The sequence below is a fragment of the Cupriavidus sp. genome (assembly GCF_057315035.1).
In genome coordinates, this window is the sequence record NZ_DBHKYV010000009.1 from 105,603 (window position 1) to 129,328 (window position 23,726).

At 63.4% G+C, this 23,726-nt stretch carries 19 protein-coding genes; 6 read left to right on the forward strand and 13 right to left on the reverse strand.

The window, feature by feature from the left end:
* Positions 1-10: 10 nt before the first annotated feature.
* The 9 genes from ACO550_RS14440 to ACO550_RS14480 form a co-directional block, all read right to left on the reverse strand.
* The gene (locus tag ACO550_RS14440) at positions 11-1,318 is read right to left on the reverse strand and encodes a Zn-dependent hydrolase (protein ID WP_315593105.1); all 1,308 of its coding nucleotides are present in this window, start codon (positions 1,316-1,318) and stop codon (positions 11-13) included.
* Entirely contained in the window at positions 1,315-3,006 is a 1,692-nt protein-coding gene (locus tag ACO550_RS14445) for a dipeptide ABC transporter ATP-binding protein (RefSeq protein WP_315593104.1), read from the reverse strand. The genes ACO550_RS14440 and ACO550_RS14445 overlap by 4 nt, the downstream gene beginning before the upstream one ends.
* Before the next feature lie 3 nt (positions 3,007-3,009).
* Positions 3,010-3,846, reverse strand: coding sequence for an ABC transporter permease subunit (locus tag ACO550_RS14450; RefSeq protein WP_315593103.1), 837 nt, complete (start codon positions 3,844-3,846; stop codon positions 3,010-3,012).
* Positions 3,847-3,858: 12 nt separating this feature from the next.
* The gene (locus tag ACO550_RS14455) at positions 3,859-4,848 is read right to left on the reverse strand and encodes an ABC transporter permease (RefSeq protein ID WP_315593102.1); all 990 of its coding nucleotides are present in this window, start codon (positions 4,846-4,848) and stop codon (positions 3,859-3,861) included.
* Positions 4,849-4,921: 73 nt separating this feature from the next.
* Positions 4,922-6,511, reverse strand: coding sequence for an ABC transporter substrate-binding protein (locus ACO550_RS14460; RefSeq protein WP_315593101.1), 1,590 nt, complete (start codon positions 6,509-6,511; stop codon positions 4,922-4,924).
* Positions 6,512-6,565: 54 nt separating this feature from the next.
* Positions 6,566-7,318: a 5-oxoprolinase subunit PxpA gene (locus tag ACO550_RS14465; protein ID WP_315593100.1), complete on the reverse strand. Its 753-nt coding sequence runs from the start codon at positions 7,316-7,318 to the stop codon at positions 6,566-6,568.
* A gap of 17 nt (positions 7,319-7,335) precedes the next feature.
* Positions 7,336-8,340, reverse strand: a complete 1,005-nt coding sequence (locus ACO550_RS14470; RefSeq protein WP_315593099.1) for a biotin-dependent carboxyltransferase family protein — start codon at positions 8,338-8,340, stop codon at positions 7,336-7,338.
* Positions 8,337-9,086, reverse strand: a complete 750-nt coding sequence (pxpB, locus tag ACO550_RS14475) for a 5-oxoprolinase subunit PxpB (protein ID WP_315593098.1) — start codon at positions 9,084-9,086, stop codon at positions 8,337-8,339. Before pxpB ends, ACO550_RS14470 begins: the two co-directional genes overlap by 4 nt.
* A complete protein-coding gene (locus tag ACO550_RS14480; protein WP_315593097.1) occupies positions 9,086-10,312 on the reverse strand; it encodes an aminotransferase class I/II-fold pyridoxal phosphate-dependent enzyme in 1,227 nt (408 codons plus the stop codon). The genes pxpB and ACO550_RS14480 overlap by 1 nt, the downstream gene beginning before the upstream one ends.
* A gap of 91 nt (positions 10,313-10,403) precedes the next feature.
* Between ACO550_RS14480 and ACO550_RS14485 the strand changes: the two genes are divergently transcribed.
* The gene (locus ACO550_RS14485; protein WP_315593096.1) at positions 10,404-11,111 is read left to right on the forward strand and encodes an FCD domain-containing protein; all 708 of its coding nucleotides are present in this window, start codon (positions 10,404-10,406) and stop codon (positions 11,109-11,111) included.
* A 45-nt stretch (positions 11,112-11,156) separates the two neighbouring features.
* Here ACO550_RS14485 and ACO550_RS14490 read toward each other — a convergent pair whose 3' ends face one another.
* Complete coding sequence (locus ACO550_RS14490; protein ID WP_315593095.1) at positions 11,157-13,013, reverse strand: hypothetical protein; 1,857 nt, start codon at positions 13,011-13,013, stop codon at positions 11,157-11,159.
* 261 nt (positions 13,014-13,274) lie between these two features.
* Here ACO550_RS14490 and ACO550_RS14495 point away from each other — a divergent pair, with 261 nt between their 5' ends.
* Positions 13,275-14,240 (forward strand): helix-turn-helix domain-containing GNAT family N-acetyltransferase, encoded by a 966-nt coding sequence (locus tag ACO550_RS14495; protein WP_315593094.1) that lies wholly within the window; start codon positions 13,275-13,277, stop codon positions 14,238-14,240.
* Between the two features lie 70 nt (positions 14,241-14,310).
* Positions 14,311-14,754 carry a thioesterase family protein gene (locus ACO550_RS14500; protein WP_315593093.1) on the forward strand — a complete coding sequence of 148 codons (444 nt, stop codon included), beginning with the start codon at positions 14,311-14,313 and terminating at the stop codon, positions 14,752-14,754.
* Between the two features lie 8 nt (positions 14,755-14,762).
* Here the strand turns inward: ACO550_RS14500 and ACO550_RS14505 are convergent, their stop codons facing one another.
* The 3 genes from ACO550_RS14505 to ACO550_RS14515 form a co-directional block, all read right to left on the reverse strand.
* A complete protein-coding gene (locus tag ACO550_RS14505) occupies positions 14,763-15,218 on the reverse strand; it encodes a hypothetical protein (RefSeq protein WP_315593092.1) in 456 nt (151 codons plus the stop codon).
* Positions 15,219-15,340: 122 nt separating this feature from the next.
* Positions 15,341-15,799 (reverse strand): (2Fe-2S)-binding protein, encoded by a 459-nt coding sequence (locus ACO550_RS14510; RefSeq protein ID WP_315593188.1) that lies wholly within the window; start codon positions 15,797-15,799, stop codon positions 15,341-15,343.
* Positions 15,781-18,189 (reverse strand): xanthine dehydrogenase family protein molybdopterin-binding subunit, encoded by a 2,409-nt coding sequence (locus tag ACO550_RS14515; protein WP_315593091.1) that lies wholly within the window; start codon positions 18,187-18,189, stop codon positions 15,781-15,783. Before ACO550_RS14515 ends, ACO550_RS14510 begins: the two co-directional genes overlap by 19 nt.
* Positions 18,190-18,409: 220 nt before the next feature.
* Here ACO550_RS14515 and ACO550_RS14520 point away from each other — a divergent pair, with 220 nt between their 5' ends.
* From ACO550_RS14520 to ACO550_RS14530, 3 genes are all read left to right on the forward strand, one after another.
* A complete protein-coding gene (locus tag ACO550_RS14520) occupies positions 18,410-20,398 on the forward strand; it encodes a preprotein translocase subunit YajC (RefSeq protein ID WP_315593090.1) in 1,989 nt (662 codons plus the stop codon).
* A complete protein-coding gene (locus ACO550_RS14525; RefSeq protein ID WP_315593089.1) occupies positions 20,395-21,996 on the forward strand; it encodes a GMC oxidoreductase in 1,602 nt (533 codons plus the stop codon). The genes ACO550_RS14520 and ACO550_RS14525 overlap by 4 nt, the downstream gene beginning before the upstream one ends.
* A gap of 225 nt (positions 21,997-22,221) precedes the next feature.
* Positions 22,222-23,724, forward strand: a complete 1,503-nt coding sequence (locus tag ACO550_RS14530) for a phospholipase D-like domain-containing protein (protein WP_315593088.1) — start codon at positions 22,222-22,224, stop codon at positions 23,722-23,724.
* The last annotated feature ends 2 nt before the right edge of the window (positions 23,725-23,726 follow it).

Consider the following 23,726-nt stretch of genomic DNA (forward strand, 5'->3'; position numbering starts at 1 on the left):
GGTTGGCTAATCAGGCAGACTGGCATGTATTCGAAGAAACAGTGAAATGATGAACACCGGCACGCTCGGCCATCACAGCCGCAAGCACTCTCGTGGCCTGTGCAAAATCGTCGAGGCGCATCGACTCATCGGGGTTATGGCTGCCGTTGGCGTTGCGCACGAACAGCATGGCGGCCGGCACGCCCTGCGCCGCGAACAATGCCGCATCGTGACCCGCACCGCTGGGCATCGCGCGGGCTGGCACGCCGGCCTGCGCAGCAGCGTCAGTCAGCAGGGTCTGCAGCGCCGCATCCATCGCGGCAGGCGCACTGGACGTGAGCGGACCAAGGTCGACGTCAACGCCGCAACTCTGCATGATCTCGACACGGGCGGCCTGTACCGCGGCATTCATGGCTTCGAGTGTGGCCCGACTGCGGGAACGCATGTCGATACTGAAATCGACCCGCCCCGATACCTTGCTGAAATCTGCTTGCGCGGCATCGGTCATGCACTGCCCGACCGTCACGGTCAGCTCATGACCTGCGCTTTCGAGCTCGACCCACGCCCGCTGCAGTGCAGTGATCAGCGCGGCGGCAGCCACCACGGCATCACGTCGATGGGTACGCGGCGTGGCACCCGAATGCGCATACTGGCCACGTATCGTGGCGTGGCGATAGCGTTGGCTACCGCAGATTCCGGTCACCACGCCGAGCACATCGTGGCTCTCGTCGAGGACCGGTCCCTGCTCGATATGGAGTTCGACAAAGCAGTCGATATCGTCGGCATGCAGCGCCGGTGTCCCCGCGACCACCGCGCCCGGGTCTCCGCCCGATACCCGCAGGTGATCAGCGAGCGTGCGGCCGGTGTCGGCGCGGCACAGATCGAGCGTCCCGGCATCGAGCAGGCCAAATGCTGCCTTGCTGCCGGCGTAGGACACGGGAAACCAGGCGCTTTCCTCGGCACGGATCGCCATGACTGTCACGTCGCGTTCGGGCGGCGCGCCTGCGCGGCGCCAGCCCGACAGGATCGCCAGGCCAGCCACCACCCCGGCGGCGCCGTCGAAGTTGCCGCCACGCGGCACGGAGTCGAGATGCGAGCCGGTCATCACCACCGGCGCACTGCGATTGCGCCCCGGCAAGGTCATATACAGGTTGCAGGCCGCATCCCGGCGCACTTCCAGGCCACGCGACACTGCCGCCGCAGCCAGCAGCGCATGCGCAGCGTTCTCGCCATCGCCGTAGGTGTCGCGCGTAATGCCAACGCCGTCGTGCCCCTGCGCGGCCAACTGTGCGAACAGCGACGCCGCCAGCGCATGATCGGGTTCCGGATACCGGCTCATGACACCTCCGCGGCCATAGCGTCAGCGTCGGCCGCGGCGCCATGCGCCTTTCGCGCGGCCTGCGGATCCCAGTCCTTGCCTGGCATCGCTTCGATCAGCTTGCGCGTATAGGCATCGCGCGGTGCGGCAAAAATCTCGGCGGGACTGCCCTCTTCCACTACGCTGCCACGATGCATGACCAGCACCTTGTCGCAGATCTGCGCGGCCACGCGCAGGTCATGCGTAATGAAGATCAGCGCGATGCCGAGCCGCTTCTGTACCTCGGCCAGCAACTTGAGCACCTGGGCCTGTACCGACACGTCCAGAGCCGACACCGACTCGTCGGCCACAATCAGCCGTGGCTCCATGGCCAGCGCACGGGCAATGCCGATCCGCTGACGCTGCCCGCCCGAGAACTGGCTTGGATAGCGGTCGAACGCGCTTGCATCGAGCTCCACGAGCTTGAGCAACTCCCTGGCGCGCGCCTCGGCCTGGGCGCGCGGCACGCCGCTGGCGACCGGGCCGTCGCACAGGATCCTGCCCACGGTATGGCGCGGATTCAGCGATGCGAACGGGTCCTGGAAAATCATCTGGATATGGCGGCGCAGCGGACGGAATGCCTGCTCGCTCATCGGCGCGATATCGCGCCCTTCGAACGCCATTACACCGCCGTCATTGCCGGTCAATTTCAGCAGGCACTTGCCGATGGTCGACTTGCCCGAACCGGATTCGCCGACGATCCCCAGGGTCTCGCCCGCGCGGATCTCGAAGCTCACACCCTTGACCGCCTCGACCACGCGCTTGCGCTGGAACAGCCCGCCCGGCGTGGTGTAGGTCTTGCGCAGCCCTTCCACGCGCAGTACCGGATAGCCGTTGGTGTCGCCAGCGGCTACCACGGTGCGCGGATGGTGCGACGGCACGCTGCCGATCAGCCGCTGGGTGTACGGGTGCGACGGGCGATTCAGTACCTGTTCGGCAGGCCCCTGTTCGACGATGCAGCCTTTCTCCATCACGATCACGCGGTCGGCAATCTCGGCCACTACTCCGAAATCGTGCGTGACAAACATCACGCCCATGCCCTTTTCTTTCTGGATACGCGCGATCAGCGCCAGGATCTGGGCCTGCGTGGTCACGTCCAGCGCGGTAGTCGGTTCATCCGCAATCAGGAACGCCGGCTCAAGCGCCAGTGCCATGGCGATCATCACGCGCTGGCGCTGGCCACCCGACAGCGCGAACGGATACGCGTGGTACAGCGACGGCGGATCGGGCAAGCCAACGAACGCGAGCAACTCCAGCACGCGGGCGCGGCGCCCCGCGGGGTCGAGCGCACCATGCACACGCATGACTTCGGCAATCTGGTCGCCCACGCGATGCAGCGGATTGAGCGCCGACAAGGGCTCCTGGAAGATCATCGCCATGTCCTTGCCGCGCATGCCTTGCAGCGTGGCTTCGTCCTGCGTCAGCAGGTCGCGCCCCTGGAACGAGATCTGCCCCGCTTCGGGCTTCAGGTAGTGCGGCAGCAGACCCATGATCGCGTTCGCGCTCATCGACTTGCCGGAGCCCGATTCGCCAACGATGCAGACCAGTTCTCCGGCGCCGATTTCGAATGTGATGTCGCGCACCGCGTAAGGCCGGTCGCCGCCCTTGGGCAAGGCAATGCTCAGGTCGCGGATCGACAGCAGTGGCGCGTGGTTGCGGGATTCAGTCATGCGTCAGCTCCCTCGCTTGCGCAGTTGCGGATTCAGGGCATCGTTGAGCCCTTCGCCAATCAGGTTGATCGCGAGCACGGTCAGCATGATGGCGATGCCGGGCCACAGGCTCATCCACGGCGCCTCGCGCAGCATCGTGCGCGCCGCACCGATCATGAACCCCCAGCTCATCAGGTTACGGTCACCCAGCCCCAGGAATGACAATGCCGACTCAGTCAGGATCGCGGTAGCCGTCATCAGCGACGCCGTGACGATCACTGGCGAGGCGGCATTGGGCAGGATCTGCGTGAAGATGATGCGCGCCGGCGATTGCCCGATCACAATGGCGGCCTGCACGAACTCGCGCTCCTTGAGCGTCATGAACTCCGAACGCACGAGTCGCGCCACGGGCGGCCACGATACGATCGCGATCGCGCCGACGATCGAGTAGAGCGAGGGCTTGAAGATCGCCACCAGCACCAGTGCCATCGCCAGTTGCGGAATGGTCTGGAAGAACTCGGTGCCGCGCATCAGGCAGTCGTCGACGCGCCCGCCGTAGTAACCGGCCAGCGCACCGACCACGATGCCGATCAACACCGCCACCAGTGTCGAGATGACCCCGATCATCAGCGAGACGCGCGCGCCATAGGCAATGCCGGCGGCGATATCGCGCCCCAGCATGTCGGTGCCCAGCGGATACGCGCCGTCGTGAAACGGTGCCAGCAGCGGGTCCGCCACCATCATCCAGGGCGGATCTTCATAGAATGTGGACGCCAGCGCCGCGGTCAGGATGACCACCACCAGCAGCACCAGGCCAATGGCGGCGCCACGATTTGCACCAAAGCGTTTCAGGAAGGACATCTTTGCGGCTCCTCAGGTGCGGCCAATGCGCGGGTCGATCAGGCGGTACACCAGATCGGTCAGCAGGTTGAAGACGACCACCATGGTCGACGTGACCAGGAACACCCCAAGCAGCAACTGGTAGTCGCGCTGGATCAGCGCATCGAACATCAGGCGGCCAATGCCGGGCCAGCCAAACACGGTCTCGGTCAGCACCGCGCCGCCGGCCATTTGCCCGAGCTGGATGCCGGCGAACGTCACCACGGGCAGCAAGGCGTTGCGCAACGCGTGGCGGCGAATCGTCTCGCCAAGCGGCACGCCCTTGGCGCGTGCGGTCTTGATGAAGTCCATCCCCAGCACCTCCAGCATCGAGGCACGGGTAAGCCGGGCATAGACGGCCATGAAGAAGCAGCCCAGCGAGACCGTCGGCAATACGAGGTGATGGGCGATGTCGCTCACGCGCGCCCAGCCCGACAGGTTGCCACCCACCTGCTCCATGCCATACGGCGGCAGCCAGCCAAGATGCAGCGAGAAGAACAGGATCGCCAGCAGCGCCAGCCAGAACTGCGGCGTGGCATAGATCAGCAGCGAGCCGGTCATCAGCACGCTATCGAGCCAGGTCCGTTTGCCCGCATAGCGCGCTCGTGAGGCGATCACGCCAAACAGCACGCCAAAGCCCAACGCAAACACGAACGCGCACGACATCAGCAGCAGCGTGGCGGGCAGGCGGTCGAGGATCAGGTCGAGCACCGGCAGGCGTTCGCGATACGAGTACCCGAGGTCGAGATGTGCCACGCCCCACAGATAGCGGCCAAGCTGCACCGGCAGCGGCTGGTCGAGCCCGAACTCCTTGCGCAGTTCTTCCACATAGGCCGGGTCGGACGAGCCGGATTCGCCGGCCAGCACGGCGGCCGGGTCACCGGGCGCCATGCGCACCAGCATGAAATTGATGATGACCACGCCAAGCACGACGAACAACGCCTTGCCGAGCCTGGCGACCAGGATGGAGAGTGCCTTTTCCACGTGATCGAATCCTTCTTGAGACTGAAACACCCGACGCACCGCCGCCACGGCGGCGCGTCGTCATACGGCGGATTTACTTGCTGAGATAGACGTCGGCGAACGTGTCGTTCAGCCCGATGGCCGTCTGGATCAGGTTGTGCACCTTGCCGCTATAGAGCGTGGGAAGCTCCATCTCGAACAGATAGCCGTTGGCCACTTCCTGCACCAGCGTCTTCTGGATGTTCGAGTACAACTGCTGGCGCTCGGTATCCGAGGTGGCCGCGGCAGCCTTGTCCCACAGCGCGTCCACGGACGGATTCACATAGCCCTGATTGTTGACAAACGCCGAACCCTTGACCTGGTTGCGCGCGAGGTAGAGTCGCGACACGCCCAGCGCCGGATCGCCATACTGCGACGTGAAGCTGAAGGTCAGGTCGAAATCGAAATCGGACACGCGCTTGGCCCAGGTGCCGGCGTCGGCGGACTCGATCTCCACCTTGAAGCCAAGCTGCTCAAGGCACTGCCGGGTGTACTCGCCCAGACGGTCCCAGGTTGCGCCATAGGGATACGACAGGATGCGGATCGTGGTTTTCGACGGATCGATGCCCGATTCCTTGATCAGCGCGCGCGCCTTCTTGAGATCAAACCCATATGCCGGCACATTGCCGTCGTAGAACGGCGTGGTCGACGAGATTGGTCCGGTAGCCACCTTGCCCAGGCCGAAGAAGATGCTGTTCACCACGAACTTGCGGTTGATGGCCTCCATGATGGCCTGGCGCACCTTGACGTTGTTGAACGGTGCCTTGCGCTGGTTCATCTGGATATAGGCCAGCTTGGAGAACATCTCCCAGCCCTTGGTGGTGTACTCCACATTGGGCAGCGCACGCAGGCGCTTGATCTCGACGTTATCCACGTCACCGGCACTGACCACCTGCACGTCGCCACGCTCGAACGCCACGGCGCGCGACGCCGCATCCGGAATCACGTTGAAGACGATCTCGTCCAGGTAGGGCTTGCCCTTCTGCCAGTAGTTCGGGTTGCGCGTGAGAACGATATAGGCGCCCTTCTTCCATTCCTTGAACATGAACGGACCGGTACCGACGGGAGTCTGGTTGGCGGGATTCTTCGCGTAGTCGGTGCCGTCATAGATATGCTTCGGCACCATCGGCATGTTGTCGCTGACAAACGACTTCAGGAACGGCGCAAACGGCTCCTTGAGCGTGATCACCACCTTGTTCGGGCCCTGTGCCTTGACCGACTGCACGAACTGCTCGATTACCACACGCGCACGCGGATGCACGGTGCGCAGGAACTTGTCGATCGAGAACACCACGTCGTCGGACGAGAACGGCTTGCCGTCATGCCATTTCACGTTCTGCTGCAACTCGAACGTGTAGAGCTTGCCGTCCGGCGAGATCGTCCACGACTTGGCCAGGCCCGGCTGCGGCTTCATGTCGGGCGACCAGGTCAGCAGGCTTTCGTAGATCTTGCCAGCCACATACTGCGTAGGCGTCTGCTGGTTCAGGCCCAGCATCAGCGTGGGAGGTTCGGGTTGGGCAATCGCACGCAGCGTGCCGCCGCGCGTCTGGGCGTGGGCACCGGCGGCAACGCCGAGCGTCAGGGCAATCGAACACGCTGCGATCTTGAGCAGGCGGACGGTGGGCAGGGGCAGCTTGTTGGACATGGAATTTACCTGTTTACCTGTGGAAGCGAGGAGCGAAGAAATCATTGGAACGACTTACAGCGAACGCACGGCAATGCCATCGGCGGCCAGTGCCTTGCGGATCTGTTCGGCGAACACCACGGCGCCGGGCTGGTCGCCATGGATACACAAGGTGTCGGCCGCAATCGGCACTGCCTTGCCGGACAGCGCGACTACGCTGCGGTCAAGCACCATGCGGCGTACCTGGGCAATCGAGACTTCGACGTCCTCGATCATGGCGTGCGGCATCGAGCGCGGCGTGAGCGTGGCATCGTCTTGATAGGAGCGGTCGGCATAGACCTCGTGGGCCACGGGCAGGCCAGCCGCCTGGGCGGCAGCGGCCATGTTGGCGTTGGCCACGTAGACCAGCGTGCCAGGTGCCACATCGCGCACGGCCTCGGCTACGGCGGTGGCCAGCGTGACGTCACGCGCGGTCATGTTGTAGAGCGCCCCGTGGGTCTTCACATGATGCAGCGGTACGCCCACGGCACGGGTCACACCGAGCATCGCCCCTACCTGGTACACCGTCAGGGCATAGACTTCGGCGGCAGTCATGGCCATGGCGCGACGGCCAAAGCCCTGCAGGTCCGGCAAACCCGGATGCGCGCCCACGGCCACGCCGGCATTGGCCGCCGCACGCACCGTGGCGAGCATCACATCGGGATCGCCGGCATGGAAGCCGCAGGCAATATTGGCGGACGTGACATGGCGCAGGATCGCTTCGTCATCGCCCATGCGCCAGGCGCCAAAGCTTTCGCCCATGTCGCAGTTGATATCGAGAGTCGGCATCGCTTGGTTTCCTTGTGTTATCGGGGAGAAAGACCGAGCACGCGCGCGGCGTCGGCGGCAATCGCGTGCAAGCGGTCTTCCATGGCCAGCAGTTCGCGCTGCGCAACCTCGGCACTTACGGCGCGAAAACGCAGCGCGGTACCGGGCATGGCCTGCGCCAGCGCCGGCAGGTCGGCGCTGATCACGTAGGCGATCTTTGGATAGCCGCCCACGCTCTGGCGGTCGGCCATCAGCACGATCGGCGCGCCGCCCGGCGGCACCTGCACCGTGCCGAAACTGACCGCTTCGGACACCATCTCGAGCGGTGACGTCAGCGCCAACGCCACGCCGTCGAGGCGGTAGCCCATGCGGTCCGATTGGTTCGAAACCGTAAAGGCGGTCTGCTCGAACGCCTTGCGCGCGGCAGGCGTAAAGCACTCCCACTGCGGACCGGGCACGAAGCGCACCGTGTCGCACGGCTCACTGGCAAGCGCGCCGGCCAGCCGTGGTGCGGTCACAAACGACATCGCGCTCTGCACCATCATGCGGGCCAGCGGCAGCATCTCGCGGTACGGAGACGCCACCGGCAGGCGGTCGCCGGCACGCAGCGCGCGGCCGTCCACGCCGCCGAACTTCGCACGCAGATTGGTACTGCGGCTGCCCAGCACCGCATCCTGGCCAAAGCCACCGCGCACCGCCAGATAGGCCCGCGCGCCGCGCCGGCATGTGCCGAATGCCAGTGGTACGTCATGACGCACCATTACCGCGCAGTGCGTGGGCAGCAGTGCACCGCCCGCGGTCACCACGATGTCGGCGCCCGTCACCGCAACCAGCGTGTCCTGTGCAAAGCGCACGGTCGGACCGTTCAGCGTGATTTCCAGCACGGCGCATTCGGCGTCATTGCCAACCAGTGCATTGGCCAGCCGGTGCGACCACTCATCCATGGCGCCATTGACCGGTACGCCAAAGCGCTGGTAGCCGTAACGCCCGCCGTCCTGCAACACCGACAGCATGCCGGGCCGCTCCACCCGCATCGTGTTCATGGTCGCGGCTCCAGCATGGCGTCGAACTCCGCCGGCGAAACCGGTACGAAACGCAGCCGGTCTCCCAGTTGCAGGCGCGTGGGCGGATTGCGGTCGACATGGAACAGGTTCCACGGCGTGCGCGCGATCACGTTCCAGCCGCCTGGTGACGCGTTCTGATAGATCGACGAGATGCCATTGGCGATCGCCACCGATCCGGCCGGCACCAGCGTGCGCGGCGTGGCACGGCGCGGCACGTTCAGGCGCGGATGCAGGGGACCCGCAAACGGATTCCCCGGCGAGAAAAAGAAGGTGTAGAGCACCAGTGGCGTGGCGCAATGCAGCCGGACAACTTCCGCGGCGTCGATTTCGCAGGCACGCGCCACGTCGTCGAGATCCGGCCCGTACTCGCCGCCATAGCAGGCGGGCACCTCGATCTCGCGGCCGCCGTGGATAACAGCCGGCACGCCGTCGACCAGCAGGCTGCGAATGCGCGCGGATAGCTGCGCGAATGCAGACCCTTGGTCGCGCGGGAACATTTCTGGCCGGAAATGCACGGCAACCGTGGTGAACGCCGGCACCACATCGCGCACACCGTGCGACTGCTGCTGGAGCAACCATTCGGTCACGGCATGCACGGTCTGGCTGACCGTCACGCTGACCTGGTCACCAAGACGGATCTGCAGGCAGCGGTCGCCGACCGGTTCGATACGCCAGTCGGTCAACGTCAGGGTCAGCGGCGGCGCCTCCGGTTGCGCGATAGCCATTACGCGCGCTCCAGCGCGGCGCACGCCGTCACGATACGCTCGCAGGCGGTGCGCAGGCGCTCGTCTGACAGCGCATACGCAAGCCGTACATAGGGCGCCAGCCCGAACGCCGAGCCTGGCACCACTGCTACATGGGCGGCATTGAGCAGGTACATCGCGAAATCGGTATCGGTCTCGATGCGCGCGCCATCTGGCGTGCGCATGCCGAGCGCAGCACTGCAATCGGCATAGAGATAGAACGCCGCGGGCGGACGGCGCATGGTCAATACCGGCGCGGCATCGGCCAGCACCGACAGCGCGAGATCGCGACGCACCCGCAGCCGGGCACGCCAGCCGTCCAGGAAATCCTGCGGACCATCGAGCGCGGCCACCGCGCCAGCCTGGCTGATCGCACTTGGATTGCTGGTGCTCTGCGACTGCAGCAGCGCCATGGCCTTGATCAGCCATGCCGGGCCCGCCGCATAGCCAAGCCGCCAGCCCGTCATCGCGTAGGCCTTCGAGACGCCGTTTACGGTCAGCGTGCGACCGAACATCTCCGGAGCAGCCTGCGCAAACGACACGAACTCGCCGTCGAACACGATCTCTTCATAGATCTCGTCGGACAGCACGAGCACCTCGGGGTAGTCCTGCAGCACTTCGGCCAGCGCGCGCAGTTCGTCGGCCGAATACAGCGCCCCCGACGGGTTGCACGGGGAATTGAGCATCAGCCAGCGCGTGCGCGGTGTCAGCGCAGCACGCAGCGCGGCCGGTGTGAGCTTGAAGTCGTCGGCCGGCGTGGCCGTGACCAGCACCGGGGTGCCGCCCGCGATATGGACCATATCGCTGTAAGAGACCCAGTACGGGGCCGTAACCACGACTTCGTCGCCAGCATCGACGGTGGCCAGCAGCGCATTGAACAGCATCTGCTTGGCGCCGGTGCCGGCGATGATCTGTGCATCGTCGTAGTGCAAGCCGTTGTCGCGTGCCAGTTTTCGTGCAATCGCCGCCTTAAGTTGGGGCGTGCCTGCCACGCTCGTATAGCGCGTCTGCCCAGCCGTCATGGCGTGGATTGCGGCCAGCTGGATATGGGCGGGCGTATCGAAATCGAGCTCGCCTTCGGACAGGCTGATGACCGGCTGGCCCGCGTCGGCAAGCCGTCTGGCGGCTTCAGACATGGCGCCGGTCGCGGAAGGACGCGCCATGGCAAGGCGCTGGGAGAGTCGGGGTGCGGCAGAAGTAGTCGGCATGAAAATCGCGTGTGTTCCATGACGGCATTCCGAGTGAATGCCATTGGTATACCACTGGCATTCAAGCAAACCCCGTGCCATACTTCGCCGCATGACGAAAAAAACCAATCTTGCCTATTCAGGGTCCGCCGTGGAGACAGAGGCGCTACCGGACGACGAGTTGCCGAAGGAACGCGCGCTTGGCAACGTCGCGTACGAGGCCGTGCTCGACCTGCTGGTCTCTGGTGAACTCCATCCCGGAGACCCGATCCAGGAACGGGCGCTCGCCGTGCAACTGGGCTTTTCGCGCACGCCGCTACGCGAGGCCCTGCATCGCCTCGAAGGCGAACGGCTGCTCGAGCGCGGCGCGAACAGCCGTCTTTTCGTCCGGCAGGTAACGGTGCAGGAAATCCTGGAAGCGCTGCATGTGCGCCGCCTGCTGGAACCCGACGCCGCGGCACGCGCCGCCGGACAAATTCCCAAGGCCGAACTGGCAAGGTTGCGTCAGCGCGTCGAGGAATTGCTTGAGCATAACGAGCCCGGGAATCCGGAACATCAGGTGCTCGACGCCGATCTGCACGGCGTGATCTGCAAATACTGCGACAACGAGATGCTGGCCGGCATCATTGCCGAGGTCCGACGCAAGACACGCATGTTCTCGCTCAAGCGGCTCGATCGGCGCCTTGGGCCGGTGTGCCATGAACACCTGGACATGCTCAGCGCCCTGGAGCGCGGCGACGGCGCCGAAGCGGCCGCGCGCACCGCCGAGCATATCGACAATATCCGCGCCTCCATTCTGGAGAAGCTGGCGCGCTGGTGACATACACTGACGCGCCGACTGCCCTGACAGGGAGCTCCTGCCCGATCAGATGCCTCCCACGCTGAACTCGGCGCCAGAATAGGCGCCCTGGAATGAACGGATTTCGCGTGCGCCGGTGTACTGCACGATATTGTTGCGCAGTGCGTCGTAGTTGCCGCCGGTACGCGAGTACGCATACGCGGATCCGATTCGCATAACCGTGGCACTGCCCGCACCGCTCACACTGGAAGGGTAATAGCCACTCAGCAATACCGCGGCGATCGGCGTCCCCGCATTCTCCACGATCCAGTTGACGGGTTCGTATGACGCGAGTGCAAGCACGATCGGACGGCCACCTGAACGCACCGCCACGCGTACATCGCGCTTGACATGCGAGCCGGCCTGCCGGCCGGCATCGCCCTTGCCCTCATAGACACCGACAATATGCACTTGCGCGTTGGGCGGTACGCCGGCCAAGCCAGGCAAGGCGACCGTGGGGCCTCCAATGCCAGTAGACGGAATCGAGGTTGCCGCGAGCGAGGCCTTTTCAGCATCGATCATCTGCTGCAATTTGCGCAACTGCTGCTGCAAGGCATACTCGCTCACTACCTTGTGCAGGTCTGCCACTTCCCCGCTTGGCGTGACCTGATCACCAATCCACGCGTCGGCCCCGCGCATCAGGAATCCGTTGCGCCGTCCGAGGCCACGCACGTAGCTGACTGCAGGCTCCGTGTCGACTGGCGTTACCGTCTGCGCATCGACATCGAGCGACCATAGCTTGCGCTGGCCTCCATCTGTCGACACCAGCAGCAGATGCGTTTCGTCGAGCTTGGCCAATGCCTGGTGGAAATATGGGGCCGTGCGCCACTTACCCACGTCCCCCGTCTTCAGATCCAGCCAGCCTATGTCCCCCGCCGACGGATAGACGAGCAGCTTGCCTGCCCGCATCGGCACGGCTTCGGAAGTCGGACTGCCGCCGCTGTTGCGGTCGATGGAAATCTTTCGTATCACAGTCGCCTGAATACCTTCGGGTGTGCGTGCGTGCTCCGCCACGCTCCAGCTTGCAGCGGAACCCACCAGAACCCGCACCGGATTATCTTCAAGCGTAATGCCAAGGGCGCTACGGCCGGCCAGCGGATGCGGTTCAACCGACCCCGACACGCCGTCACCAAGCATCAGTTCACCGGAGCGAAGCGAGAGCAGGACGCTTTGCAGTGGCGCGAGCCAGTCCACCAGCCGGCCTCCCTCGGCAAACTCCCAGAGCCGACCACCTGTTTCAGCATCCAGGAACGTGAGTCCCTGCTGCTGCGCCCCGGTGGCAATTACCCGGCCATTCGGTGAGATGGCATCGCTGCCATAGGACCTGCGCGGAAGCGTGGCGATGATTTGCCCCTCCGGAAACGCCATGAGAACGCCTTCGCCAGACGAATCGCGCAGCACACCCACACCAGCCCGGGAAGCCACCACGGCAGACTCGACATACTTGAGTTTGCCACCGGCGACGAGACGTGCCTGCCCCAGCGGCCTGGCTGGCCGCAATGGCGGCAATGCCAGTAGTGCGCCAACCGTGCGCATACCGTAGAACGCCTGCAGTGACGCGTCCTGTTCCTGGAAACAGGCAACATCCAACGTCTTGGCCCGAACGGACGCGACACTGTCGAAACGGCCTATCTGCACATTCTTCGCGCAATTCAAGGCGCGCAACTTCATCCGTGCATCAATCTGGGCCAGCAAGGCTTTTGCTGCCTGCGAATCGCCTGCGGTAAGTGTCTGCAGACGCTCCTGGACGATACGAACCTCGGGCACCACCGGATATGCGGCGTTGATCTTGTCCGGCACGGACATGATGGCTTCCTGAACGCGCGTGCATCCCGACGCCATGACGCAAACCGCCATGACCGCCAGCAGACTTCTCCCCTTCATGCATTCCCCTCGTTCTTTTTTTGTTTCTTCGGCGTGTGCCCGGCTACTGGGACTTCAATGGACCTGCCAACGACGATGCGACCGTACCAGACAGGTGATCCTTGCGTCCCGCCCTTGTAGTGGGGTATGTAGCAACAATGCGACGAAGCTTTGCTCGAATCGATCAGGCAGTCTCAACGGTTGCCTGATTGCCCGCTTGACTCAGTTGCGTACCGCAACTATATTGGTTGCGGTACGCAACTTACAGGCTTGAGGGCAATCATGGATCTCGTGGACATTCCCGGCACCTCCCGGGATACAACCATTCTCGAACTGCGTGATTTCTCGCGCAAACTGGTCCGTGAACTTGGCTTTATGCGGGCAACCCTGGCGGAAAGCGACCTCGCGCCTTCGGCAGTCCATGCCGTGCTGGAAATCGGCATGGCACCCGGTATCAGTGCAAAGGATCTGGGAAAGACGCTGCGGCTCGACAAATCGAATACCAGCCGGCAAGTCGCCAAGCTGGAATCCGATGGCCTGGTTGAGCGCCGTACTTCCTCCGAAGACAACCGCTTGTCCGAGTTGTACCTGACCGCGGAAGGCCAGAAGCTTCGCAAGAGAATCGACCGCTTCGCTACCGATCAGGTTTCGAATGCGCTGCGGCGCATGGTCCCCGCCGATCAGCAGACGCTACTGCGCTCGCTGGCGCTGTATGCCGATGCGCTGTCCCGGGATAACGACGGCAAGCCCTCCTCGGCAGAAAACGAACCCATGCCGATTGTCGAAGGCTATCAGCCGGGTTGCATTGGCGATGTGGCAAGCCTTCATGCGCGCTTCTATTCGGAACACTGGGGCTTCGGCGCTTACTTCGAGAAGAAAGTTGCGACGGAGCTGGCCGACTTTGCCGCGTCCTTACCGTCAACAGGCAAGGCGCTCTGGTTGTACGTCGAGAACGGCCGCGCACTGGCGTCCCTGGCGATCGATGGAGACCATGAGACAGGCATCGCACACCTGCGCTGGTTTATCGTGGACGACTCGTTGCGCGGCACCGGTATTGGCCGGCGCCTGATGTCACGAGCGATGCAGTTTGTCGACCTTCACTTCGTTGAGACCTATCTGTGGACCTTCAAAGGCCTGGATTCGGCGCGTCATCTGTATGAGGCCTTCGGCTTCACTCTGGACTCGGAAGCCGAAGGCGATCAATGGGGAACCAGGGTCGTTGAACAACGGTTTGTCCGCCGCCGATAGGTCTGGAATGCGGCAGCCCGGATCGACTAACATATAGGACTTTTGCGATCCCAGCTGTCCGCTCCGTACCATGGCCCGTATCAAGCTCGACCTGCCCGTCGACCAGTTCTGCTATTCCACCCATCTGACCGTTCGCGTCACGGACATCAACGGGGCCAACCACCTGGCCAACGATTCGATGATCTCGATGATCTCGGAGGCGCGCGCCCGTTTTCTATTTCAATACGGCAGCGAAGGCGACCAGATCAACGGCGCCGGCATCATCGTCACCGACCTGGCGACGATGTACCGCAACGAAGCCCATGCGCGCGACCAGTTGCTGTTTGAAGTAGGCGTGATGGATTTCAACAAATACGGTGGCGACATCATTTTCCGCATTACCCGGCCGCAGGACGGTGCGTTGATTGCCATGGCCAAATCGGGCTTCGTGTTCTTCGACTACGCCAGCAAGCGCGTGATACCCATGCCGGATGGATTCGCGGCACGGTTTCCGAAGATCAACTGGATCGAGTGAATGCAGCGCTAGCGGCGGCTTCCCCAGAATTGCTCCGCAAATGCGGCGCCGGCCTGAAGGAAGCTCGACAAACCGGACTCGTCCACCTTGCCCTGTTTGTCGTACATCACCGAATCCGTCAGCTTCGAGAACGTGGTTTCACCACGCGCATTGCTGTTCTTGATACCTTCGAAAAACTGATCGACGGTGATGCCCTGCTTTTCGGTGCCGCCGAACTGGGCAAACAGTTCCCGCGCCTTGTCTTCCGCGACGGACGCCTTGGCCAGCAGGTCGACAAATTCGTCCTGGCTCAGTTGCGCGTCACCATTCAAGTCACCCTTCACCATGAACTGCGGCGCCCATGCTTCGGACAACGGCATGGCCGACTTCAAGTGACCTTCCCTGATATCGCTGCTCAAGGTGTTGGTTGCTGGTTGGGCCGCACTGTATGCACTGGCGCTAGCTGAATTTCCGACTGTTGTCATGATCGCTCCTGAATGGAAGAGAGATCACTCTTACGGAAGCGGCCGACTGGCACTTGAGTGTCGAATTGTATCTGGGCAAGGCTGACAATACGGCCAGAACAGCCAATACGGCCAATGCCGCATCACCCGCGCAGCGCCGTGGCAGCCTGATGGATGGCGCGGCGAATCCGCGGGAACGTGCCGCACCGGCAGGAAATCTCCTTCATTGCCTGATCGATATCCAGGTCGCTCGGCGACCTGTTTGCTTGCAGCAGCGCTGCCGCCGCAATCAACTGCGCGCTCTGGCAATAGCCGCATTGCACCACGTCGCAATCGATCCACGCCTTGCGCAATGCGTCGGCGACCTTGCCTTGCAACCCCTCGATGGTCGTCACAGACGCGCCGCGCAATTTGCTGACGGGTTCCTGGCAGGTTGTCTGGGGGTGATTTCCCACCAGCACCGTGCAGGCGCCGCAGTACTTGATGCCGCATCCGAATTTGGTACCGGTCAGTCCCAGCTCGCAGCGCAGCACCCACAGCAGCGGAGTCTCCGGCGCCGATTGCACGGTCACGGTCTTGCCGTTTACAGTGATTTGCACCATTTGCACCACCTGTCGCCCTCCCATAGGGCCTCGTCTTCGGGCAACTTCGGCGGCGCCACCAAGGGCAACGAGCGCACGCGGTCTTTCGCCTCTTTCCCCTTCAGCGCGAATACCGCATTGGCCAGCGCGGGCGCTATTGGCGGCGTGCCCGCCTCGCCAACGCCATGGGGTACTTTTTCACGGCTTTCCATGACGTGGGTGCGGATATCGGGGCAGTTTTCCATGTCGATCAGCGGCACCTCGCTGAAGTAGTGCTGCTGCACCTGGCCATTGCGAATGGTGATGGCTTGCTGCATGGCCGCTGACAAGCCAAACACGATGCCGCTTTCCATTTGCTGCTTCACCAGATCCGGATTGACCGCGATTCCGCAATCGATGACACAGAACACGCGCGTCACCCGATAGCCATCGGTCGAATCCTTGCGCACCTCGGCCACTTGGGCTACCACGCTGCCGAAACACTCGTGCATGGCCATGCCGCGCCCGAACTCGGTGCCCGATGCATCTTTCCACTTCAGTGGCTTTTTCCAGCCGGCGAACTCGACCAGCTTGTGCAACACGGCGGCATGCCGTGCGTGCTCCGGCTTCTTCAGCATGCCCAGGCGAAACTCGATCGGATCCTTGCCGGCTGCCGCCGCCATTTCATCCAGGAATGATTCAACGAAAAACGCCTGGTGTGAATGCCCCACCGAGCGCCAGTATCCAATGGGAATCGGCAGATCGACGCGGCTGTGGCGGATCATGATGTTCGGGCACTCATAAGCCTGGTCGAATCCGCCTTCGCCCATCGTCCCGTCCGGCAAATGGCGCGCGATAATCTCTGGCACGCCGTAGCTGCGCGGTAGCACCTGTTCAGTGACAGACTGGCTGGCCGTTACGGCCGACCATGCCGACAGGTTGCCATCGGCGTCGAGTGCACCGCTGAATCTTGCGACACATGCGGGCCGGTAGAAGTCATGCGTCATGTCCTCGGGACGAGACCAGATGGTCTGCACTGCCCGGCCTTCCATCTGTGCGGCTATGGCTGCGGCCTGCGCAACATAATCGGCCTCGAGCCGCCTGCCGAAGCCGCCGCCAGGAAACCGCTCGTGAATGGTCACCTGGTCATGCCCGAAGTTCAGTGCCTCGGCAACGGCGCGGCGTGCCACCTGGGGGACCTGCGTCGATACCCAGACCGTTGCATGTTGTTTCTCGACCAATACAGTGCAATTGATCGGCTCCAACGCGCCATGCGCGAGGTACGGCACCTCGTACTGCATATGCAAGACCTTGCCGTGCTTCAGAGCGGCTTCCGCATTGCCGACCTCGTGCAGTTTGCTGTTACCGGTGTCGTCGAGCGCTTGCGTCAATGTCTTCATGACATCGGCGGTATTGAGCTTGGCGGCCGGGCCGTGGTCCCACTCCACGCGTACATCGCACAGTGCGCGCATCGCGATAAACGGGTTGTCGGCAATTGCCGCAATGCCTCCGGTGCCGCCGTTGTAGCCATCCACCGGAACCCATTTGTGCACGCCCGGCACACTCTTTAGCTTCACGTCGTGGGACTTGAGCCGTCCTCCAAGCGTGGGACACATCAACACGCTCGCGTAGAGCAGTTCGAGTGGCCGGCCAGTGCCGACATCGCGCGCCAGTTCCGCTTTTACAACATCGATACCGAAACGCAGGCTGCCATTGAGCTTGCCCGGCGCCTCGATGCGATGCAGGCTGCGGCCGATCAAGGTGTAGGTGGAAGGGTCCTTCAACGTTGGCCGCGACGGATGCGAAAGTTTGCTTGCCTGTGTCACCAACTGGCCGAACGTTGCCGTCCTGCCCGAAAACGCATGCAGCACGGTGCCCGCCTTGACCACGCATTCCTCCACCGGCACCGACCATTGGCGCGCCGCGGCGGTGCATAGCATCTCGCGCGCCGATGCACCGGCATGCCGCATCGGCTCCCATAAATCGACAATGCTGGTGGAGCCGCCGGTGACCATCGAACCGATGTAGCGTGAGGCCTTGTACAGGACGTCTCGGACAAGCCGCACGTGATCGCGCTGGTCGTCGGGCCGGTATGGCAATCCGGCGCCGAGATTGTCGCGATTAATGTAGATGGCGTCGATGGGCGCCTGCATTACGCGCACCTTCGACCAGTCGGCGCCGAGCTCCTCGGCCAGTAGCATGGCCGCGCCGGTATGGATGCCCTGCCCCATCTCGGACTTGCTCATGACCACGGTGACGCTGTCATCGGTGCCGATGATTACCCAGCCGTTCAACGGCACGTGGTCTGCAGCGGCCTTCAGAACGTCGCTGCCGTCGAGACGATCGTCAGGACGAAGGGCCAGCCAGCCAACGACCAGCGCGCCACCGGCTGCCCCCGCACTACCAAGGAGAAATGATCTGCGACTCAGCATGACCAGAATCAGTGCTCCGCGCTCGACCCCGCACCCCCGCTTTGCCTGCAAATGTCGCCGATTTGCAAATCGGCATGACTGCGGCTTTTGATCACCTATATTAGGTGATGCCTGCGATAACCGCGAGCCACTGTGCCACGCGCCCCACAAATCCGGCGTGAATCAATTCTCATGACAATCAGTTTGAAATAGGAATGCAGACGCGACGGGGAGGTTGACGATGCTTGCGGAAAACGTTCGGCCCCCTGCCTCGGCAGCCCCTGCAACCGCGCCGGCTTCGGCCAAGGATGCCGCAGGTTCTACCGCTACTCGCGTCGAGCTGTATACGCAGGAGCCGATGGTCAACTGGCTGAGTCCGGTCCAGCTACTGATGACGGCACTGCGCGTAACGGCGGCCCGCACAATTGGCGCTTTCGCGGATGCACGCGCGGTACAGGCCGCGCTGAATCCGGCCAGCGCGAATCCGGCCATTAACGTCCCGGCGGATGCGGACGGCAGCGTATGGGTGGACTACCTGGCCGATACCGGCGACGGCTGGCACTCGACCTACTCCATGGCGCTATGTGCCAGCCAGGCGGTGCGTCTGCAAGCGAAAGCGCAAGACCTTACGCTGCCACGCGCCAGTGTGTTGCTGCTCGGCGGCGACCAGGTCTACCCCACGCCGGCCGACCAGGGATACCGCACCCGTTTCGTCGATCCGTTCCGCGCGGCATTTCCGGCGCCGGTGGACACCGAGCCGTCGGCCAACAGCGAGACGCCAATCGAAATACCGGACGCGCCGTTGATGGTGGCCACCCCCGGCAATCACGACTGGTACGACGGGCTGCGTGGCTTTGCGCAGCTGTTCTGTTCCGGCGAGCCATTGGGGGTCTGGCGCACGGCGCAACGCACGAGCTATTACGTCTTGAAGTTGCCGCACGGCTGGTGGATCTGGGGCCTGGACCTGCAACTCGATTCCGAGATGGACCGCCGGCAATACGAGTACTTCATGGCCATGCACGCGCAGTTGTCGCCCGACGATCGCGTGGTGCTGTGCACGCCCGAACCAAGCTGGATCGACGAGATGGAACGGCTGTCACGCGCTGCGCGACGGCCGCACATCATGGAGACCAGGACGCCGCGCTTCCGCAGCCTCAGCAAGATCGAGCAATTGCTTGGCGAGCATCTTGCCGTGGTACTGGCCGGCGACAATCACCACTACGTTCGCTACACGCCGTTGCCAGGTACCAAGGGCCCCCAACGCATGACCTGCGGTGGCGGTGGTGCATTCCTGCATGGCACGCATCAGTTGCCCACCTCGCCACCGGCCATCGCCATTGGCCGCAACAAGCAGCACTATGCCATGGCCGGCGAGCCGTATCCCGATATGGCCACCTCGCGCCGATTGCGCAACCGCGCCTGGCAATTGCCAATCCGCAATGTGGGCCTGTGCGCGTTGTTCGCGGCGCTCTACTTCCTGTTCGGCTGGATCCTGCAGAGTGCGAGCTGGGCATCCGCACCGGTGGACGGCCAGCGCAGCATCATCGATGCCTTGGCGGCGCGCACCATGACGCCCGGTCATGTTGGCGGAGCGGTTTGCGCGCTTTGGCACGTGATGTCGAACAGCCCGGCCTCGGTGTTTATCGCCATCGCGATACCGGCACTCTTTGCCGCATTGTCGATCCGGGGCTTTCCGCGCGCCCTCTCCATACCCGGACTGGTCGGTGCACTGCATGGACTTCTGCATGTGGCGCTGGCGGTTGCACTGTTCTGGGCCCTGGCTCGCCTCAACGTGCATGTCATTGGCCTGGGCACCGACGATGCGCTATTGCTGCCGTTGTTGCTGATCGAAACCTTGCTGGTGGGCGGCATTCTCGGTGGCCTGCTGTTTGGCATATGGATGGTGCTGGCCAACCGCTTCTGGGGTCTGCATGCGGAGGAAGTGTTCTCGTCGCAGGCCATTGCCGACTACAAGTGTTTCCTGCGCATGCGCATCGATGCAGAGGCGCTGACCATCTATCCGCTCAAGCTGGAAAAGGTATGTCGGCGCTGGAAGCTGGGCAAGGGCGTGAAGAAGCGCGCCAGACTGCTGCGCACGTGGCGACTGGTTGCCAGCACCGCATCGCGCGGACCCCGCTTCGTCCCGACGGCCGGGCAACCAGTACCGCCAGACTCGATGCAGTTGATCGAACCGCCCATCGTCATCCCGCGCAATGGAGCGCATCCATGAAGCGCACGCCGGCGTTTGACGCAATCGTGATCGGCAGCGGCTTTGGTGGCGCCGTGGCCGCGTGCCGGCTGGCACAGGCCGGGCAACGCGTGCTGGTGCTGGAACGAGGCCGGCGCTGGATGCCCCATACCTACCCGCGCGATGACGACGATCCGTGGCTCTGGAGCCAGAAGCGTCCGCAACGCTTCAACGGCTGGGCCGATATCCGTACGTTTTCCGATGTTTGGGTGATTGCCGGCGCCGGGGTGGGTGGCGGCTCGCTGATCTATGCCAACGTGTCGGTCGAGGCGCCGCCAGAAACGTTTGCGCAGGGCTGGCCGGACGACATCACGTATGCGGGCCTCAAGGATTACTACGACACGGTCGGCGCCATGCTCTCGGTCGCGACCGTACCCGAAGAGCAGATGAGCGAACGTGCCCGGCTCGTGCGCGACGCCGCCCAGGCATGCGGTTGGGGCGACCGCTTCCGCATGCTACCGCTGGCGGTCAGTTTCTCCCCTGACTGGCGGCCGGATCTGCCGAACGCGCGCGAGGACGGGCGTTCGGTGCGATTCCTGAACGCACACGGCAAATGGCAAGGAACCTGCGTCCATTGCGGCAATTGCGATGTCGGTTGCCAGGTGTCGGCCAGGAACACGCTCGATCTCAACTACCTCGCGGTGGCGCAGCGCCATGGCGCCGAGATCTGGCCCTTGCATCTGGTCCAGAAAATTGGACCTTCGGCGCAAGGCTGGCGCGTGACCTTCGACGAGATCCAGCCCAGTTTTGGACGACGCGTACCGGGCGAAGTCACTGGCACACGCGTGATACTGGCTGCGGGCTCCATCGGCAGCACCGAACTGCTGCTGCGCTGCAGGGACGAACATCGCACACTGCCCGCGCTGTCGCGTCACCTGGGACACCATTGGGCACACAACGGCGATTTCGTCACGCCAGCCTTCTATGAGAAACGGCGCGTATCGCCGGCGCACGGCGTCACCATCTCGGCCGTGATCGACCTGCTGAATCACCGCGGTCCCAATGGCCAGTCACTGTTCGTGGAAGACGGTGGCATTCCGAACATCGCCCGCAACTACATTCGCCGCCAGATCCAGCGCATGCCTCGCGGCAAGCTGCGCGCGTTATGGAAGGAAATCGGTGGACTCATCGACGATGGCGACCCGCTCGAAACCATGATGCCGTGGTTCGGCCAGGGCGTAGACCCGGGCGACGGCCAGCTTCTGCTATGCCGCAAATGGTATGCGCCGTGGCGCCACACCCTCGAACTCAACTGGTCGTACAAACAGTCGGTGCCCGTCATCGAAGCCATGATCGAGGCCCACCGGCGGCTATCGGAAGCTACCGGCGGCGATCCATGGGTGCCCCCGACCTGGAGGCTGCTGCATAACCTGATCACCCCGCATCCATTGGGAGGATGCCGGATGGGCAAGTCGGTAGAAGACGGCGTGGTGGACTCGCATGGCCGGGTATTTGGCTACCCCGGCCTCTACGTCATGGACGGCGCCGTCGTACCGCGCGCGCTGGGCCTGAATCCGTCTCGCACCATCGCCGCACTGGCGGAACGCAATGTGGCGCTGCTGCTGGGGGAGGCGGCATAGGAAAGGGCTTAGGAAAGGTCAGGAAACCAGATAAATGCACCATAAGTCACCCATTACGTGATCTATCGCCGACGCTCGTGGCTGCTTGGTGTCGCCGCAGGTATCCTGTCCATCCCAACGATCATCACCGGCCTCGGTGACCGGATGCGGATGACGAAGACAACGCCATACCCGAAACGCGACGGTTCTCATCCTTGGCGGTGCTGGCTGCTGGCGTGCTGTGGCATGTTGCTGGTGACTGGCTGCAACCTGCCGCCGCGTGGCGAGCTAACGCAGACGGCGACGCTTGCACCTGAAGCCACCGCGGCCACGCCGCTCGGTCAGTCGATTGCCCGGGAGACCGCCAAGTCCCCTAACCATACCGGCATCGATCCACTACCTGACCCGCTCGATTCCTTCGCCGCGCGCGTCGACCTGATCCGCGCCGCGCAACGCACGCTCGACGTGCAGTACTACATCTGGCGCAACGACCTCACCGGTAACCTGCTGCTCAAGGAATTGCGCGATGCCGCCGATCGTGGCGTGCGCGTCCGGCTTTTGCTCGATGACAACGGAGCACCGTCGTCGCTCGACAGCACGTTGCGCTCGCTGGCCTCGCACAAAAATATCGAGGTTCGCCTGTTCAATCCATTCGTGGTGCGCTGGCCGAAGCAGCTTGGCTTCCTGACTGATTTCCGGCGCTTGAACCGCAGGATGCATAACAAATCGCTGACCGCCGATGGCGTGGCATCGATCGTGGGCGGTCGCAATATCGGCGACGAATATTTTGGGGCGACTGACGGCGTGGTGTTTGCCGATCTGGATGTGCTGGCCATCGGACCTGCCGCGCGCGCCATCGCGCTGGATTTCGACCGGTATTGGGCCAGCCGGTCGGCCTACCCCGTGGAACTGCTGGTGACCACGGCGCCCGAGGATTCAATCGACGAACCGCTGCGGCAAATGTTGCGCGACCCTGCCAGCCAGAAGTACGTGCAGGCATTGGAAAAGGTCACCGATGTCGATCGGCTGCTGCGCGGTGACCTGCCACTGCTTTGGGCGAACACCACGCTTGTCAGCGATGATCCAGCCAAGATTCTCGGCAAGGCCGATCCGGACCAGCTGATCTTCTCGCAACTGCGTACGGTCCTTGGCAACCCCGAGCGCGAACTGGACCTGGTTTCACCGTACTTCGTGCCCGGTGCCGCCGGCACCGAGTTTTTCGGCCAACTCGTGTCCAGCGGCGTAAAGGTACGGATCCTGACGAATTCGCTCGAAGCCACCGACGTGCTACCCGTCCATTCCGGCTACGCCAGGCGACGCCCCGAGTTGCTCGATGCCGGCGTCTCGCTCTTTGAATTGCGCCGTGCGGCAGGCCAAACCGCGCAGAAGTACTACAGCGTCGGAATGTTCGGCAGTTCCGGCTCCAGCCTGCATGCCAAGACCTTTTCGATCGATACCAAGCGCGTGTTCGTGGGCTCGCTGAACTTCGACCCACGTTCGGCCAACCTGAACACCGAACTCGGCTTCATTATCGATAGCCCGGAACTGGCCGCGCGCATTGAAGCAGCGCTGTGGGACCTGGCACCGAAACTCGCCTATGAAGTGCGCCTGGACAGTAACCACCGTCTTTACTGGCTCAGGCAAACCAGCGACCAGCCGATTCGCTATGACACCGAACCCAACTCGACCTGGTATCAGCGCGCGGCTGTTTTTGTTCTCTCGATACTCCCGATCGAGTGGCTGCTTTGAGC

Excerpts from the sequence above, each read along its gene's own strand:
- ACO550_RS14495 (WP_315593094.1), top strand. The coding sequence starts at position 13,275 with ATGGATCTCGTGGACATTCCCGGCACCTCCCGGGATACAACCATTCTC.
- ACO550_RS14490 (WP_315593095.1), bottom strand. The coding sequence starts at position 13,013 with ATGAAGGGGAGAAGTCTGCTGGCGGTCATGGCGGTTTGCGTCATGGCG.
- ACO550_RS14470 (WP_315593099.1), bottom strand. The coding sequence starts at position 8,340 with ATGAACACGATGCGGGTGGAGCGGCCCGGCATGCTGTCGGTGTTGCAG.
- ACO550_RS14500 (WP_315593093.1), top strand. The coding sequence starts at position 14,311 with ATGGCCCGTATCAAGCTCGACCTGCCCGTCGACCAGTTCTGCTATTCC.
- ACO550_RS14530 (WP_315593088.1), top strand. The coding sequence starts at position 22,222 with ATGTTGCTGGTGACTGGCTGCAACCTGCCGCCGCGTGGCGAGCTAACG.
- ACO550_RS14465 (WP_315593100.1), bottom strand. The coding sequence starts at position 7,318 with ATGCCGACTCTCGATATCAACTGCGACATGGGCGAAAGCTTTGGCGCC.
- ACO550_RS14520 (WP_315593090.1), top strand. The coding sequence starts at position 18,410 with ATGCTTGCGGAAAACGTTCGGCCCCCTGCCTCGGCAGCCCCTGCAACC.
- ACO550_RS14480 (WP_315593097.1), bottom strand. The coding sequence starts at position 10,312 with ATGCCGACTACTTCTGCCGCACCCCGACTCTCCCAGCGCCTTGCCATG.
- ACO550_RS14510 (WP_315593188.1), bottom strand. The coding sequence starts at position 15,799 with ATGGTGCAAATCACTGTAAACGGCAAGACCGTGACCGTGCAATCGGCG.
- ACO550_RS14460 (WP_315593101.1), bottom strand. The coding sequence starts at position 6,511 with ATGTCCAACAAGCTGCCCCTGCCCACCGTCCGCCTGCTCAAGATCGCA.
- pxpB (WP_315593098.1), bottom strand. The coding sequence starts at position 9,086 with ATGGCTATCGCGCAACCGGAGGCGCCGCCGCTGACCCTGACGTTGACC.
- ACO550_RS14485 (WP_315593096.1), top strand. The coding sequence starts at position 10,404 with ATGACGAAAAAAACCAATCTTGCCTATTCAGGGTCCGCCGTGGAGACA.
- ACO550_RS14525 (WP_315593089.1), top strand. The coding sequence starts at position 20,395 with ATGAAGCGCACGCCGGCGTTTGACGCAATCGTGATCGGCAGCGGCTTT.
- ACO550_RS14440 (WP_315593105.1), bottom strand. The coding sequence starts at position 1,318 with ATGAGCCGGTATCCGGAACCCGATCATGCGCTGGCGGCGTCGCTGTTC.
- ACO550_RS14450 (WP_315593103.1), bottom strand. The coding sequence starts at position 3,846 with ATGTCCTTCCTGAAACGCTTTGGTGCAAATCGTGGCGCCGCCATTGGC.
- ACO550_RS14515 (WP_315593091.1), bottom strand. The coding sequence starts at position 18,189 with ATGCTGAGTCGCAGATCATTTCTCCTTGGTAGTGCGGGGGCAGCCGGT.
- ACO550_RS14505 (WP_315593092.1), bottom strand. The coding sequence starts at position 15,218 with ATGACAACAGTCGGAAATTCAGCTAGCGCCAGTGCATACAGTGCGGCC.
- ACO550_RS14445 (WP_315593104.1), bottom strand. The coding sequence starts at position 3,006 with ATGACTGAATCCCGCAACCACGCGCCACTGCTGTCGATCCGCGACCTG.